Raw genomic sequence first — 16419 nt, forward strand, 5'->3', positions numbered from 1 at the left:
GCAGGAGGTCGTGGCTCGTTCACGGGACGTTGGTGCGACAGACGAAGTAGCCGGGGACGATCGCCGCGGACGCGCCGCACGGCCTGGTGCCGATGCGTACCACCTCCGGCGCATGCCGGGCGAGCGTGCGCTCGTACTCGTCGATGCGCGACAGCGTGTCGGCGCCGACGATGACGCGTTCCTGCGTGATGAACGATACGTAGTAGGCGGTCCAGTAATCCGACCGGGCGTAGCGCAGCCCGCGGGCCTCCAGGGCTGGCCCGAGCAACTCCCGATTGGAAATCGAGGGGGTCCGCAGCTGCTCTCGCCAGAGCTGCACGTGGGGCCAGACGTTGAGGGCGGCCAGCGCCAGCAACGTCGCGCCTGCCGCCTGACGCCATGCGCGCCCGACACCGCAGCTCCACAGCAACAACGCGAGCCCGGTGGGCAGGAAGACGCCGAGCAGGGCGTACCGGATCGTGATCACCGTGACGGAACCGCAGCGGCTGACCGCGTAGACCAGCACGGCCTGTGCGCCGACGAGACACAGGAACAGCCCGAGCGTCACCGGTTCCTCGTCTCGCCGGCCCCACAGCCGGCCGAGCCCCAGCACCACGCGCGCGCAGGCCGCCACCATCAGGAGCCCGAGGACCAGCCACGCCCACGGCAGGCCCTGTCGCACCGTCGTGTGGACCGCGGCGTCCGACAACGGCGCCGGGACGGCGCCCCACAGCAGGCCGAGGTATGACGCACCGAGCTCGACGACGTTGCGAACCGCCTGGCCGGGCACGAAGCAGAACGCGTTGCCGAGCGTGCCGAGGTTGCTCGCGCCGTCCTCACCCAGCCAGGTGCCGGGGCCCCGTGTTGCGGCAAAGCGCGCCCAGCCCGCGATCAGCCCGCTCGTGCCCAGCGCCGACAGTCCCACCGCGACCCAGTGCGCTCGCCCTTCCCTGGTCAGCAGGGCGCCCCTCACGAGATCGACGGCCACCACCGCGGCGACGCCGTAGGCCACGAACTCCCGCACGTGGAAGCCGACGGCCGCGACGAGGCCGAAGGCGATGGGCGCGGGCCGCAGCCACCACAACAGCAGCACGAAGAGGTTCGGCTCGACCGTCATGCCGAGCGCGTCCATCAACCCGGCGCTCGCGACGCCGGATGGCACGATCGACGGCGTCGCCAGCACCGCGGCCCACCCCGGACGGATGCCGGCCCGCATGATCGCGCCGACGAGCAGCAGCGCGACGGCCACGTTCATCAGGACCAACGGCAGCTTCAGCGCGAACGGCGTGGCGCCGAGCACCCACATGAAGGGTGCCGTGACGTACGCGGTGACCATCAACACATAGGGCAGCGCGTACTGGTAGACCGGCGCGGCTCGGAACTCGGCGATGTGCTTGGCCATCAGGCCGACGACGGCCTGGTCGGCATCGAAGGCGATGGTGGGCCACCACGCGTAGGGCCACGAACGGACGAGCACGAGCACCACCACCGCCACCAGCCATGGCCACGCGGTCGACAGGCGCAGGGTGTCTGGTGTGGTCTCGGGGCGGGTGGACATGCGAGCGCCGGGCGGCCGGTCTACTATACCGACGGTTTCCAGTGTCCGCTTCCTCGCCTCTGATGCGGGTGCGATCGCGCCCGTGGGTCTCCCTGCTCCTGCTCGTCCTGGTCATCGCGGCCCTCTGGCTCCTCGACGGCCGTCAACCGCAGCCATGGCCGGAAGCGGAGTGGCCGTGGTCCATTCAGGTGGATGCCCTGTCGTTGGCCACCCGCGCCATCGATCGCGTGAACGCCGTGTCGGCGATCTCGCCCGATCTGCCTGCCGCCTCGCTCGCCCTGCTCGTGGGCGTGGCACTGGTCGCGCTGGCGACCCTCGGCACCCTCGACGTGCCGGTGGCCATCGCGCTGGCCGTCGCTGCGTCGGCGGTCTTCCTCCGCTCGACCTGGAGCACGGCCGCACCCGGACTCGACGCGCGGGCCGTGCTCGTGGTCGGCCTGGCGGTGCTGTCGGTGGCACGCCCCGACCGCCGCTGGTTGCCCGGACTCGTGGTCGTCGTGACGCTCGCCCTGGCGCCATCGGCGGCCTGGCTCGTCGTGCCGGCGATCCTCCTGGCCGAGGCCCCATGGCGGCATCGCCTCGTCGCGGCCGTCGTGCTGACTGGGGCCGCCACCGCTCTGCGCACGTGGCAACTGCACCAGGCCTGGGACACGGTCTCCTGCCTTCCCGCCGGACAGGCGTGGCGCGTGCTCGGCGACGTGCTCCGTCCGGGTGAACTGGTCGACGTCTCGGCGTGGTGGGCACTGCAGCGCACCCTCGGCCTCTGGCGCGACGACCTGCATGCGTTCGGCCTCGCCCTGGCGGCCGTCGGCCTGTTCGGTCCTTCCGTCCCGCCACGGCTGCGCCGTGCGACCGTCGTGGCGCTGGCCATCGGCCTCGGCTGCACGATGAGCGGCCTGGTCCCACCGGCCAGGGTGGCGGCGCTGCTCGTGCCCTGGACCCTGCCCTGGCTGGCCCTCGGTCTGTCCGGGCTGGCCCAGCGCGCCTCGCGCCACCGTGCCCCGGCGACCGCGTGCCTGGCGCTGGCGGTGGTCGCGATTCCGGTGCTTCGTCACGCCGTGGTCGCGCCCGCGCCCTGGCGCTCGGCGTCGCCGGCGATCGCGCGAGCCTTGGCGACTCGGCCGCACGGCGGCCTGGTGGCCGCCGACGACGAGGCGATGACGCGCCGCGCCCGGCTCTCCGGAGACGAGACGATCCCGGCCTCGCCCGATACGCTGGCCCGGTGCGTGGCCTCCGGTCGCGAGGTGCTGGCGCGCGGTTCGCTGATCGAGCGCGTGCAGGGCCTCGGGTTCCTGGCCGACGACGCGCCGCTGCACGCGCCGCTCGCCGCCCTGCTCGCCGACACGCGGGATGGCGCGTGGGTCGTGTTCGGCATCTCGCCGGGCACGTTGCCCTATGCCGGCGCCCAGGGATTGCGTGCCCTCGAACGGGTCGGCCTGCCGCGCGCCGCAATCGGTGCGCGCGATGCCGTCGGCCTCATCGCGCGGGTCGGCGCCGGCGCCGAGTCGCGGCACGGCAACGGCGGCGTCGACCTCTCGCTCGTCGAGGGCACGCTGGTCGGCGGACAGGCGCTCCTCGCCCCCTGGTCGGCGACCGCGACCGGCGGCGAGGCCGCGGCCGACAGCCCGCCCACCCGCCTGGCCAGCAGCCGCCACGCGGCCCTCGTCGTGCTCGACCGCGCGCAGGACGTCGCGTTGCGGACGACCGCCGCCCCGCGCGCCGGCCTGCCGATCGCACTCGGCACGCACGCCATGTGGCGACAGGCCCGCGTGACGGGCACCCCCGTCTGCGTCCCGGCAGGCGCGACCTGGACGACGCTCACCGCTCACCCGCGCGTGAGCGTGCCGCTGGCCGGCGCATCGGCGGCGACCCCTGCCCTGCTGTACGTCGCCTCACGGGACCTGCCGGAACCGGGGGTACGCGGACTGCCGCTGGAGCCGCTGCGTCCTGCGTGGTCGTCCGCGACTTTCGACCGACAGGTGCCTGCCGACGCGGCGCGCCTGCTCGAGGCCGTGCGCGCCGATGCCGTGCCGCAGGGCACGCTCGGGCAGGAGCGCTACATGACGCGCATCGCCCTGCACCCTTCCACGCGGCAGTTGCAGGGGCACGCGGCGATCAGTGCGGGTACCGCGCCGGCCCGTTGGTGGGTCAGGCTCGCCTCCGCCAGCACGCGTCCCGAGCATGCCGAGGTCTGCGCGATGCCCGACGGGGCCCGGGTGCTCGACGGGCCGTCCGGCCTCGTCGACGACGACACGGCGTTCGAAGTGCCGGTGGCGACCCGCGACGGGTGGCATACTGCCGAGCGCAACCGGGGCGTCACGTTCCAGTGGACCGCGCGCCCCGTCGCCACCGCGACCTTCCGCGCCAGGGCGACGCGCGACCTCGTGCTCGCCCTCGACGCCATCGGCGCCGACGTCGGTGGCGGTGCGCAGCCGATCACGCTCCGCGTCAACGGCCAGATGCTCCGGGACGACTGGCGAGGGGCCGGGCGCATCACCGTGCCTGCGGCGCTCCTCGCGCCCGAGCTCGACGTGCTGTCGATCGAAGTGCCGCAGGTGGCCCGTCCGGCCACCGACGGTCGTCCGCTGGGTGTCCTGATCCGTCAGTTGCGTCTCATCGGGCCGACGTCGTGAAGCTCGTGCCCTCCACGTTGACGACGCGGCCCTCGCCGTCGAGGATGAAGACCGCGAGTTGCCGGCCATCGTCGAGGTGCAGGCTGAACGGATCGCCGCGGCCCGTCCAGGCCGCCAGCACCTCGGGAGCGGCGAGGACATGACCTTCGATCACCCACGCCCCCGGGAGGAGATCCGCTCCCTCGACGTACCAGTCGCGATAGACGTCGAGCTCGAAGGCCACCGGCGTCGGCGATGCCTCCGCCCGCGCGTCGTGCAGCCGCCCTTCGCCGAACAGCCGTTCCACAAGTCGCAACATGGGTAGTCTGCTCCGTCTCGCCCTGCGCGCCGTCGCCACGGCGTGGTTGGTGGCGATCGCGCCCCTCGAACTGGCATCCACGCTCACCCGACTGCTGGCGCGCGTGCCCGACGGCCTGGGTGCGGCGGCCCTCGGGCTGGTCGCGGCGCGCGTGCTGGTCGTCGTGGTCGGGATCCTCGTCGGCCGCCAGCTGTGGCACCGCTCGGCGCACGTGCTCCGCCCGGCGCTGGTCTGGGCTGCGGCCGATCTTGTCACGCTGGCGCTGGTGCTGGCGAGCGGCGCGCTGCCGAACAGTCGCGCGCCCGGCGACGGCCTCGTCGCGTGGTTCGGCTATGCCGGCGCCGCGCTGGTGGTCATCGTCGCCGCCCAGATGACGCAGGATGACGCGCGCGGGACGCCCGACTGACACGGAACGAGCTTGCCCGGTGCGGCCCTGCACGGTAGCATCCCCGCTTTCCCGGGCGCTGCGCCCTTCGTTGTCGTCACAGGAGGCTCCGTTGGTCATCGCTGCGCACCTGCGCATCGCGGCGGCGGGGGTGTGGTGCGTGCTGGCGTCGGCCGGCGCGCAGGCCCAGCCCGTCGCGCCCATCGCCATCCGCAATGCCCGCATCGTGCCCGTGTCGGGCGCGCCCATCGAGCGCGGCACCATCGTCCTGGCCAACGGCGTGATCACGGCCGTGGGCCCGCGCGTGGACGTGCCCGCCGAGGCGATCGTCATGGATGGCGCCGGGCTCACGGTCTACCCGGGCCTGATCGACGCCCTGTCGGACGTCGGCGTCGGCGCGGCGGTCGGCGCCGTGCCGGCCACGGGGCCGACGACTGGTCCCGCGGCAGCACGCCCACCGGCCCGCGCGGTGCGCGGTCCCGAGGATCGTCCCGGCACCACCCCGTGGATTCAGGCCGCCGACGAGTTCCGCGCCGACGACCGCCGCATCGAGACGTGGCGCACCGGCGGCGTGACCACGGTGGTGACGGCGCCGCGGGGCGGCATCTTTCCCGGCCAGGCGGCGGTCGTGAACCTGAGCGGCGAGCGCCGTGAGGACGTCATCGTCCGCAGCGCGGCCGCCCTGCCGGTCTCGCTGTCGCCTCCCGCCGGCGGACTCACCTTCCCGGGATCGCCGATGGGCGTGATCGCCTACGTGCGGCAGTTGTTCCTCGACACGCGCGACGGCGCGGAGCGGCAGCGTCGGTACGACCAGGACCCGCGCGGCAAGGCACGCCCCGACCACGACCGTGCCACCCTCGCCCTCCAGCAAGTCCTGCAGGCGAAGATGCCAGTGCTGCTTCCTGCCGTGCGCACGCGGGAGATCGATCGGGCGCTGGCGCTGGGGCGGGAGCTCGACGTCCCGACCGTGATCTACGGCGCCCATGGCGGCGCCGAGGCGGCGCCGCGGCTGGCGAAGGCCCGGGTGCCGGTGCTGGTGAGCGCGCGCTGGCCGGAGAAGCCGCGCGACGCCGATCCGGACGCCGACGAGTTGCTGGAAGCGCTCGAATTGCGCGACCGCGCACCCGCCGCGCCGAGGGCGCTCGCCGAGCAGAAGGTGCCGTTCGCCTTCTACTCCGACGGGCTCGCGACGCCCGGCGAGTTCCTCGCCAACATCCGCAAGGCCGTGAAGGCCGGCCTGTCGGCCGACGCCGCCCTGCGGGCGCTCACGCTCGATGCCGCGCAGATCTTCGGCGTGCAGGATCGGCTCGGCAGCCTCGAGGCGGGCAAGGTGGCCAACCTCGTGGTGGTGCAGGGCGACCTGCTCGGCGACAAGCCCGCGATCAGGCACGTCTTCGTCGACGGTCGCCGCTTCGACGTGCCCGCCGAGACGCCGCCCGCGGCCGGCGGCCCCCGCGAGGCCACCCCGCGGCCGGGCGAAGGAGACCACCGATGATCCGCGTGACCACCCTCGCGCTCTGTGCAGCCCTGGCCGTGGCGCTCGCGCCCTCGCCGGCGGCGGCGCAGTCCTCGTCGCAGGTGACGGTCATCCGCAATGCGACCATCCTCACCATCACCAAGGGGACGATCGAGAAGGGCACCATCCTGGTCCGCAACGGGCGGATCGCGGCGATCGGCGCCAACGTCGACGTGCCGCGCGGGGCCACCGAGATCGACGCCGCCGGTCGGTACGTGATGCCCGGGATCATCGACGCGCACAGCCACATCGCGATCGACGGCGCCGTCAACGAGTCGAGCCTGTCGGTCACCTCGATGGTCGGCACCGAGGACGTGCTCAATCCCGACGACATCGACATCTACCGTGGCCTGGCGGGGGGTGTGACGACCGCCAACGTGCTGCACGGGAGCGCCAACGCGATCGGCGGCAAGAACGCCGTGATCAAGCTGCGGTGGGGCAAGGACGCCCGCGCGCTGCTGTTCGAGGGCGCACCGCCGGGGATCAAGTTCGCGCTCGGCGAGAACCCGAAGCGGTCCAACAGCGGCGGCGGCGCGGGGTCATCGGAGCGACGCTATCCCGCCACGCGCATGGGCGTGATCGACGTGATCCGCGAGGCATTCGTCGAGGCGCGTGCGTACCAGGCGGCGTGGAAGGCGCACGAGGCGGCGGTCAAGGCCGGCGACCGCACCGCCCAGCCGCCGCGGCGCGACCTGAAGCTCGAACCGCTCGTCGAGATCCTCGAGGGCAAGCGCCTCGTCCACGCGCACTCGTATCGCGCCGACGAGATCCTGCAGTTGCTGCGCCTGGCCGAGGAGTTCGGGTTCCGCATCGCGACGTTGCAGCACGTGCTCGAGGGCTACAAGGTGGCCGACGAGATCGCGAGGCACGGCGCTGGCGCCTCGACCTTCTCCGACTGGTGGGCCTACAAGTTCGAGGCCTACGATGCCATTCCGCACAATGCGGCGATCATGACCGAGCGCGGCGTCCTGGTGTCGATCAACTCCGACAGCGCCGAGGAGCACCGGCACCTGAACCAGGAGGCCGCCAAGACCATCAAGTACGGCGGCATGACCGAGGAGCAGGCCCTCCGGATGATCACCATCAACCCGGCCCGGCAGCTCGGCATCGACAAGCGAGTCGGCTCGCTCGAGGTCGGCAAGGATGCCGACCTGATCGTCTACGACGCGCACCCGCTCAGCACGTATGCCGTGCCCCAGCAGGTCTTCATCGACGGCGTCGTCTACTTCGACCGCCAGAAGGATCTCCAGCAGCGCGACGTCCGCGCCCGACGCAAGCAGGAGCTGAAGGACAAGGAGAAGACGTCGGCGCCTCCCGCCCGTCCCTCGGCCCCTGACACGACCCCGAAGCCCGCAACCACTCCTGCCGTGGAGGATCACCGATGACTCGCACGACCCACCTGCGGCACGGCACCACCAGGCTGCGCCGGCCCGCACGCGCCGCGTTGATCGTGGCGCTGATGGCGGTGGTGGTGGTGGTCGGGGCTCGCGCCCAGGCGCCGGCCACCGCCTGGGCCATCCGCGGTGCCCGCGTGCACACCGTGTCGGGGCCCGTCATCGAGAACGCCACCGTGGTCATCGCCGACGGGCGCATCCTGTCGGTCGGCGCCACCGCGCCGGTGCCCGCCGGCGCCGAGATCATCGACGGCAAGGGCCTCGAGGTCTCGCCCGGCTTCTTCGATGCGATGAGCCAGATCGGCCTCACCGAGATCGGCGCCGCGTCGGCCACCAACGACGTCACCGAAGTCGGCGCGTTCACGCCGCAGATCGACGCGGCGACGGCGATTCACCCGGCGACCGAGCACATCCCGGTGGCGCGCGTGAACGGCATCACGCACGCCGTGGCGGCGCCCGGCGCAGGCGGCGGTGGCCCGGTGATCGGCGGGCAGGCGTCGGCGATCCATCTCGACGGCTGGACAATCGAGGAGATGCTGCTGCGTCGCTCGGTCGGGATGGTGGTGAGCTGGCCGACCGTCGGCGGCAGGACGTTCGACACCTCGACGTTCACGCTGCGCACGCGCCCGTACCGGGAGGCCCGCGACGAGCAGGCCAGACAGGTGCGCGAGCTGGCGCGCTGGATCGCCGATGCGCGCGACTACCGCGCGGCCCGCCTCGCGGGCGGCGATCGGGTCGAGCGCAACTCGAAGCTCGAGGCGCTCGCGCCGGTGGTGGCCGGTGAGCGGCCGTGGCTCGTGCGCGCCGACCGCGAGCGCGACATCCGCGACGCGGTCGCGTTCTTCGTCGACACGCACAAGCAGAAGATGGTGCTGGTCGGCGCGGCCGAGGCCTGGAAGGTCGCGGCGTGGCTGGCCGACAAGCAGGTGCCGGTCATCCTCGGCCCGACACAGGCCCTGCCGACCTCCGACGACGATCCGTACGACACGACGATGAGCGCGCCGGGCCTGCTGCACAAGGCCGGCGTGACGTTTGCCCTGTCCACCTACAGCTCGTCGGACGCCCGGAACCTGCCGTACGAGATCGGCACGGCCGTGGGCTTCGGCCTGCCGCGCGACGTGGCGTTGAAGGCGATCACGCTCGCGCCGGCGACGATCCTCGGACTCGACGGCCAGGTCGGATCCATCGAGCCCGGCAAGGTGGCCAACCTGGTCGTCACCCGCGGCGATCCGCTCGAGATCCGCAGCGCGATCACGCACGTGTTCATCAAGGGCGTGCCGGTGCCACTCACCTCACGTCACACGGAGCTCTACGAGAAGTACCGGAACCGGCCGCGTCCGATGACCAGGTAGGGCGCTCCCATGCTCGGGTCGGCGCCGCGACGCCGGCCCGGCCGCAGCGCCGTCCCTTCCCTCCCGGCGGCCAAGCGGCTACGATGCCGTGTCGGGGTCGCGCGTCGCTCGCGTGCCGAGTGACGCCCCGACCCTCGCATCGACGCCCGACACCCAGATGTCCACGCAGCCCACGCCCTCGTCGCCCGACTCCCGTCCGTCCGTCCTCGGTCCCACCGTCGTGATCACCGGCTCGGTGAGCGCCGAGGAGGACCTGTCGATCCACGGCACCCTGCGCGGCCACCTGGCCGCGCCCGACCACTGCGTCCGCCTCGAGGCCGATGCGCACGTCGAGGCCGACGTGCTGGCGCGCGACGTGACCGTGCTCGGCGAGGCCTCCGGCAAGTTCACCGCGACCGAGATCGTCGACATCCGCAAGGGCGCGCGCGTGCAGGGCCAGATCGCCGCGCCCCGCCTGGTGCTCGAGGAGGGCGGCATCGTCAACGCCAAGGTCGAGACGCGCAGCGTCGACGCCGCGGTGCGCGTCGCGCAGTACCGGAAGCAGAAGTGACGACGTCGCCGCCGGCAATCGGCAGTCGGCGGTGGGCAGTCGGAGCATCGGATGCCACGGCCGCGGTGCCTGCGAGGCTCGCGGGTTACGCCCTGGACGCCGCGTGTGACAGCCACTGCCGACCCGCCGACTGCCCACTGCCGATCAATTGCCCTATGATGGCGGGATGACCACGGTCTCGCCTCGCGCCCTGCCGGGCACCAGCGCCACCGACTCCTGGAACGCCGTCGACGCGTCCGAGTTGTACGACATCGATCGCTGGGGCAACGGCTATTTCTCGATCGGGGCGAACGGCCACGTGCTGGTGCACCCGACCAAGGACCGCTCGCGGGCGATCGACCTGAAGGAGTTGATGGATCGGCTCCAGATGCGTGGGATCAACCTGCCCATCCTGGTCCGCTTCCCCGACATCCTGAAGCACCGGCTGGGCGACATCCACGAGGCCTTCCAGGCCGCGATCCAGCAGCATCAGTACACGGGCAAGTACACGTGCGTGTACCCGATCAAGGTGAACCAGCAGCGGCAGGTGGTCGAGGAGGTGCTCGAGTTCGGGCGCCCCTACAACTTCGGCATCGAGGCGGGCAGCAAGCCCGAACTGATGGCGGTCGCAGCCCTGGCCTCCAACGACACGCCGATCATCTGCAACGGCTTCAAGGACGCCGAGTTCATCGAGATGGCGATGCTGGCCCAGAAGATCGGGCGCAACATCATCCCCGTCGTCGAGAAGTACACCGAGCTGCAGCTGATCCTCGACTATGCCGAGAAGGTCGGCGTGCGCCCGCAGATCGGCTTCCGCGTGAAGCTGGCCGCGCGCGGCAGTGGCCGGTGGCAGAGCTCGGGCGGCTATCGATCGAAGTTCGGCCTGACGGTCACCGAGATCATGCGCGGCCTGGACGAGCTCAAGTCACGCGGCATGGGCGACTGCTTCAAGCTGCTGCACTTCCACCTGGGCAGCCAGATCCCGAACATCCGCATCGTCAAGGGCGCGCTGGTCGAGGCGGCGCGCATCTACTGCGAGCTGCACAAGCTCGGCGCCGGCCTCGAGTACATGGACGTGGGCGGCGGCCTCGGCGTCGACTACGACGGCTCGCAGACCAACTTCGAGTCGAGCATGAACTACACCCTGCAGGAGTACGCCAACGACGTGGTGTACCACCTGCAGCAGATCTGCGACGAGATGTCGGTGCCGCACCCGACGATCGTCTCCGAGAGCGGCCGCGCCATCGCGGCGTACCACAGCCTGCTGGTGTTCAACGTGCTGGGCGTCTCGGAGTTCGGCGAGGAGCGGGTGCCCGAGGACGTCACCGACGATCTCGAGCAGCCGGTGGCCGACCTGATCGAGACGCTGCGCAACCTCACCGGCCGCAATGCCCTCGAGAGCTACCACGACGCGCAGGCGGCGCTCGACATGGCGATGAACCTGTTCTCGGCCGGCTACCTGTCGCTCGAGCAGCGGTGCCATGCCGAGAACCTGTACTGGCACATCTGCGTCAAGCTGCAGAAGCTCGTGTCGGGCCTCGACCACGTGCCCGAGGACCTGCAGTCGCTCGACGAGATGCTGTCGGACACGTACTTCTGCAACTTCTCCCTGTTCCAGTCCATCCCCGACAGCTGGGCGATCGGGCAGCTGTTCCCGGTGATGCCGATCCACCGCCTCGACGAGCGCCCGACGCAGCATGCGGTGCTCGGCGACATCACGTGCGACTCCGACGGCAAGATCGACCAGTTCATCGATCGGCGCGACGTCAAGAAGACGCTGCCGCTGCACACGATCAAGGACGAGCCCTACCTGCTCGGCGTGTTCATGGTCGGCGCCTACCAGGAGATCCTCGGCGACCTGCACAACCTGTTCGGCGACACGCACGCGGTGCACGTGACGCTGAACGACAAGCAGGAGGTCGTCCTCGACGCGGTGATCAAGGGCGACACGGTGAAGGAAGTGCTCGATTACGTCGAGTTCGACGTCGAGCACCTGCTCGGCAAGATGCGGATGGACGTCGAGGCCGCGGTCCGCGCCGGCCGCCTCGACTACCTCGAATCGGGTCGCCTCCTCAGGTTCTACGAGGAGGGTCTGCACGGGTACACGTACCTGGAAGACCCGAACGACAGGTAGAGCAAGGTAAGAAGGAAAGAAGGGTAGAAGGGAAGAAGACAGAGCGGGAAGGACGAAGGGCCACCAAGAGACGAAGGGCGAAGGTGGAAAGTCAGAGCGGAGGGCTCGCGCCCTTCGACCGTCCTGACTTCCCTCCTTCGCCCTTCGAGGCCTTCGACCTTCCCGCCCTGCCTTCTTTCCTTCTACCCTTCTACTCTTCTCCCCTTCTCTTCACGCGGCCCGCGCGGCGGTCTGGGGCCGCGGCGCTCGCCGCGCTCCTCTCGCGGGTCGTCGAACCGTCGGCAGGCGGCGGCGAAGCGGCGTTCGAGCTCGGCGGCCTCGGGGCCGCCCAGCGGACCGAGGCGGCTCCAGGCGTTGCGTGCCACGCGCACCGACTCCTGGGCAGCGCGCCGCTTGGTCTGGTCGTCGACGCGACCGCCGATGGTGTTGGACGCCAGCGCTTCCTTGAGCATGGTCGCCAGCGCCGCGGCAGGCGCGGCCTGCACCGCCGCCTGCGGCGCCTGCTGCGGCACGCCGAGCTGCTCGACCTGCTGCACCAGCTCGGTCATGCGCCCCCGCGTCGTGGACGGGTCGAAGATCGAGTGGCGGAACGCCTCCGGATAGCGTTCGAGCAGCGTCGCGGCGGCCGCGGCGAAACGGTCCTGCATCGGAGTCACCACGTCGCGCGGCAGCGGCGGGCCCGAACGCCAGGCGTGCCAGGCCTGCTCGGCCCTGGCCAGCACCGCGGCGCCGTCCTGCGCCTCGCCCTCGGCAGCGGCAAGCGCCTCGAAATCGGCCAGCGCCTGTTCGCGACCGACGCGCCGGCTGTCGAACTCCACCTGATGGCGGTTCTTGTAGCGCTCGAAGAAGCGATCGCACGCGGCCCGGAACTTCAGCCACAGCTGCTCGGACTTCTGGCGCTTCACCGGCCCGCTGGCCTTCCACGAGGCCTGCAGCGCCTTGATCTTCTCGACGCCGGCCTGCCAGTCGGTCGAGTCGGCGATCGCCTCGGCCTGCGCGATCAGGTCTTCCTTGACTGCCTGGTTGGCGCTCCACACGTCCTTGCGCTGCGCCAGATCTTCCTTCCGGCGGGTGAAGAACCGGTCGCACGCGGCGCGGAAGCGGTTGTTCAGCGCCTTGCCTTCCTCGCCACGGGGCGCATGCCCGAGGCTGTTCCAGCGCTGCTGCAGCGCCTTGAGCGCATCGGCCGTCTTGAGCCAGTCGGAGGACTCCGACAGCGCTTCGGCCTGCTCGGCCAGCTGCGCCTTCTCCTGCAGCACGGCCGCGTCCTCGACCTGCCGCTGCGCGAACCAGGCGTCGGCACGGGCCTGCGCGGCGTCGGCGCCGGCCTTGAACCGCTGCCACAGCGCGTCGCCCTCCGCACCGCGGGGGCCCGCACTGGCCTGTTTCCAATGGGCCCGCAGATCCTTGAGTTGCCTGGCGACCTCGGCCAGCGCCTCCACCTGGGCGAGCGCTTCGACCTTCTCGCACAGCTCCTGCTGCACGGTGGCATTGGCCCAGCGCTTCCAGTCGTCGGCGCTGCGCAGGTCGCGGACCACGTCCATCAGCCGCGCCTGCACCTTCTTCAGTCGCTCGACCACACCGGACTGATCGTCACGCGACGGCAACGCGCCCAACTGCTCGGCGGTCGTGCGAGCGTCGCGCAACGCCTGATCGGCGTCCTTGAGGGGCAAGTCCTCGCGGGCCGCCACCGCCTCGAGGCGCTCGACCGACTCGAGGGCACGCTTGAGATTCTCGGCCCGCGCGGCCGACTCCTGTTCGCGAACTGCGGCGGTGCGCGTCGCGATCGTGCCTTCGGCCGCCTTGACGCGCGACACCAGCACCGGATCGACGGCCGTGCCGTCCTGCGCCAGCGACGTCCAGCGCTTCAGCAGGTCGGCCCAGCGCTTGTGCGCGCTCGCCAGATCGTCGTCGGAGGCCAGCTGCTCGGCCTCCTCGGCTAGCGCCGCCAGTTGCGCATGACGTTCGGCGTTGGCCAGCCGCGCCGCCAGGCGTGCGCGCTGCGCCGCGATCGCCGCCAGGAACCGCTGGTTGACGGCGTCGCTGCCCGGCTCGTGCTCGGCGTCCAGCGCCCCCCATGCGGCCTGCGCCGCCGTGACGGCGTCCTCGATGTCGTCGCCGGCGTACCCCTCCAGCGTCGCGCACACCTCGACGCGCCCCGCATCCTGCGCCGCGCGTGCCTCCGCCTCGGCGCGCGCCGCCGCGGCTTCGGCCAGCAGCTGTTCCAGCCGTGCCCGCGCCGCCGCCACGGCAGCGTCGAAGCGGGTCTGCAGCAGCGACGCATCACCGTCGCCGGGCGTCAACTGCTGCCACGCCTCGATGGCCGCATCCAGCGGCGCCTGGATCGCCTCGGGCCGCACGTCATGCACCAGGCCCTCGACCATGTCGCACAGGCGTTCGCGGCTCAACTCGCCCGCCGGGGCCGGCGCCTCGACCGGCGCCGGCTGCTGCTCGCGCAGTCGCGCCCGGGCCCGCCGCGCCACCAGTTTGTTCTTGGCGCGGTTGGCCACCTGCTCGAGCGCGTCGGCATCCGACAGCGACTCCAGCGCCGAGAGCGCCACGTCCTTGTGCTCGCTGTTGAGCGCCACCAGGAGACGCTCGGCCGGGTCGGCAATCAGCGCCAGCGCCGCGAGACGGATGCCGCTGGCAACGGCCCGGCCGGCGACGCTCCCCACCAGGCGCGGTGCCGAAAGCCGGCGCAGCGCGGCGAGCCCCACTGCCTCGGCCTCCGTCGTGCGGGCAATCACCGCCAGGTCGCGTTCGTCGTCCAGGCCGGCCAGCGCCTGCAGCCCCTCGGCCTCGTCGCCCCCGTCGGTGGCCAGGTCCATCAGCAGCTTGCGCGCCTCGGCCCGGACGCCTTCGTCCATGTCGCCACGGGCGACGCTGGCCAGCGTCGCGATGTCCTCGACGCGGGCGACCGCCCGGCGCCGCACGCCGGGGTCGGCGTCCTCGCGCGCCAGCGTGCGCAGCACGTCCTGGGCGTCGTCACCGAGCTCGTTGACTGCCTCGAGCCTGACGGCCGCATCGGCATGCTTCCACTTGGGCTGCCGGAAGCGATCGAAGAGGGACATGGCTGCGCGTTCTCCGGAAGGGATCCTGCGCGGCTGGCGGCCGCGCGACAGAACCGGTAGTCTACCCGCTGATCCCGACGTTCTGGAAGCATACGCCTCGACCGGTCGCGGCGGTCGGGCTATCGTGTACCCGCATGCCGCCACCTCGCCCGACGCACTTCGACCGCTCGATCATCGAGGGGTCCCTCGGCCGGGCGGTCTGGCGCATCGCCTGGCCGACGATGCTGCAGAACGCCATCGGGGGGCTGCAGGGCATCATCGATCACGCCCTGGTGGGCCACTTCGTCGGCTACACGGCCAACGCCGCCATCGGCGTCAGCTGGCAGATCTTCCTGGTCGTCATCGTCTTCATCAGCTCGTTGTACGCCGGGATGGGCGTGCTCGTGGCGCGCTTTGCCGGGGCCGGCGATCGCGACGCCGTCGATCATGCGGTCGGCCAGGCCTTCCTGGTGTCGCTCGTGCTGGCGGGCGGCATCATGGCGCCGGTCGGCTACCTGCTCTCCCCCCGCCTGCTCCTGTTCATCAATGCCGCCCCTGAAGTGCGGGAGGCCGCCCTGCCGTTCCTGCGGCTCATGTTCGTCGGCGGCATCGGCCTGCTGACGTTCTTCCTGCTCGGGGGCGCCTTCCGCGCTGCCGGAGATCCGCGCACGCCGCTGCGCCTCGGGATCATCCTCACGACGCTCAACGTGCTCTTCAACGTGGTCCTGATCCGGGGCGCCGGGCCGATCCCGGCCTTCGGCGCGACAGGGGCCGCCATGGGCACCGTCGCGGCTTCGCTCATCGTCGCGGCGCTCGGGCTCGCGGCGATGCGCTCGCCCACGGCCGCCATCCACCTGCCCAGCCTCACCGCGTTACGCCCCGACTGGGCGATCATCCGGCAGCTGTTCAAGTTCGGCCTGCCGACCGGCTTCCAGGGCGTGGCCATGAACGTCGGCGGCGTGTTCCTGCTGCGCTACATCGGCGCCCTGCCCCAGAGCGCCCACGCCCAGGCCGCCTACGCCATCTCCTACACGGAGCTGTTCTCGCTCATCACGTTCACCTCGGTGGGGGTGATGGGCGCCACCGCCGCGGTGGTCGGCCAGAACCTCGGCGCCGGCAAGGGCGACCGTGCCTGGCAGGCGGTCGGCGTCAGTTCGCGGCTCGCCTTCGCGGTGGCCGTCGGGGTGGGCTTGCTGTTCCTCACCATTCCGGGGCCGCTGCTGGCGATCTTCGGCGTCACCGATCCGGTGACCGACGAGCTGGGACGCAGCCTGCTCCGCCACCTCGCCGTGTCGGGCCTGTTCGTGACCGTCGCGCTGGCCTACACCGGGGCGCTCCAGGGCTCCGGCGACACGCGCAGCCCGCTCTACATCTCCATCGTCTCGCAGGTCCTCATCCCCCTCGGGCTCTGCGCGCTCTGGCAGCGCGTCGGCACGTTCGAGCCGGTGGACATCTGGAGGGCCATCGTCGTCGGGCACATGACGCGGTGCCTGCTCTCGATCGCCAGGTTCCGCCAGGGCAAGTGGCAACGCATCGTCGTCGACCTCGGGCAACGGGTGCCCGACGAGTCGCGTCCGGAGGTCACGTAAGC

The 16419-nt window shown here is 71.7% G+C and carries 11 protein-coding genes; 8 read left to right on the top strand and 3 right to left on the bottom strand.

What is annotated here, in order from left to right:
• Window positions 1-19: 19 nt before the first annotated feature.
• Window positions 20-1537, bottom strand: coding sequence for a hypothetical protein (locus TBR22_RS13120; protein WP_239493443.1), 1518 nt, complete (start codon window positions 1535-1537; stop codon window positions 20-22).
• A gap of 62 nt (window positions 1538-1599) precedes the next feature.
• Between TBR22_RS13120 and TBR22_RS13125 the strand changes: the two genes are divergently transcribed.
• Window positions 1600-4170 (top strand): hypothetical protein, encoded by a 2571-nt coding sequence (locus tag TBR22_RS13125; protein WP_239493444.1) that lies wholly within the window; start codon window positions 1600-1602, stop codon window positions 4168-4170.
• Here the strand turns inward: TBR22_RS13125 and TBR22_RS13130 are convergent.
• Entirely contained in the window at window positions 4151-4468 is a 318-nt protein-coding gene (locus tag TBR22_RS13130; protein ID WP_239493445.1) for a hypothetical protein, read from the bottom strand. The two genes, TBR22_RS13125 and TBR22_RS13130, sit on opposite strands and share 20 nt — an antisense overlap.
• Here TBR22_RS13130 and TBR22_RS13135 point away from each other — a divergent pair.
• From TBR22_RS13135 to speA, 6 genes are all read left to right on the top strand, one after another.
• A complete protein-coding gene (locus tag TBR22_RS13135) occupies window positions 4467-4874 on the top strand; it encodes a hypothetical protein (RefSeq protein WP_239493446.1) in 408 nt (135 codons plus the stop codon). The genes TBR22_RS13130 and TBR22_RS13135 overlap by 2 nt on opposite strands.
• Before the next feature lie 91 nt (window positions 4875-4965).
• Complete coding sequence (locus tag TBR22_RS13140) at window positions 4966-6348, top strand: amidohydrolase family protein (RefSeq protein ID WP_239493447.1); 1383 nt, start codon at window positions 4966-4968, stop codon at window positions 6346-6348.
• Window positions 6345-7754 (top strand): amidohydrolase, encoded by a 1410-nt coding sequence (locus TBR22_RS13145; RefSeq protein WP_239493448.1) that lies wholly within the window; start codon window positions 6345-6347, stop codon window positions 7752-7754. Before TBR22_RS13140 ends, TBR22_RS13145 begins: the two co-directional genes overlap by 4 nt.
• Complete coding sequence (locus tag TBR22_RS13150; RefSeq protein ID WP_239493449.1) at window positions 7751-9115, top strand: amidohydrolase family protein; 1365 nt, start codon at window positions 7751-7753, stop codon at window positions 9113-9115. Before TBR22_RS13145 ends, TBR22_RS13150 begins: the two co-directional genes overlap by 4 nt.
• A gap of 157 nt (window positions 9116-9272) precedes the next feature.
• Window positions 9273-9665 (top strand): polymer-forming cytoskeletal protein, encoded by a 393-nt coding sequence (locus tag TBR22_RS13155; RefSeq protein WP_239493450.1) that lies wholly within the window; start codon window positions 9273-9275, stop codon window positions 9663-9665.
• 166 nt (window positions 9666-9831) lie between these two features.
• On the top strand, window positions 9832-11778 hold the full coding sequence (speA, locus tag TBR22_RS13160) for a biosynthetic arginine decarboxylase (protein ID WP_239493451.1): 1947 nt from the start codon (window positions 9832-9834) through the stop codon (window positions 11776-11778).
• 182 nt (window positions 11779-11960) lie between these two features.
• Here the strand turns inward: speA and TBR22_RS13165 are convergent, their stop codons facing one another.
• Window positions 11961-14849 (bottom strand): DUF349 domain-containing protein, encoded by a 2889-nt coding sequence (locus TBR22_RS13165; protein ID WP_239493452.1) that lies wholly within the window; start codon window positions 14847-14849, stop codon window positions 11961-11963.
• 134 nt (window positions 14850-14983) lie between these two features.
• Here TBR22_RS13165 and TBR22_RS13170 point away from each other — a divergent pair, with 134 nt between their 5' ends.
• Complete coding sequence (locus TBR22_RS13170) at window positions 14984-16417, top strand: MATE family efflux transporter (protein ID WP_239493453.1); 1434 nt, start codon at window positions 14984-14986, stop codon at window positions 16415-16417.
• Window positions 16418-16419 lie beyond the last annotated feature (2 nt).

Origin of the sequence: Luteitalea sp. TBR-22, assembly GCF_016865485.1 — a bacterium.
Lineage (GTDB): Bacteria > Acidobacteriota > Vicinamibacteria > Vicinamibacterales > Vicinamibacteraceae > Luteitalea.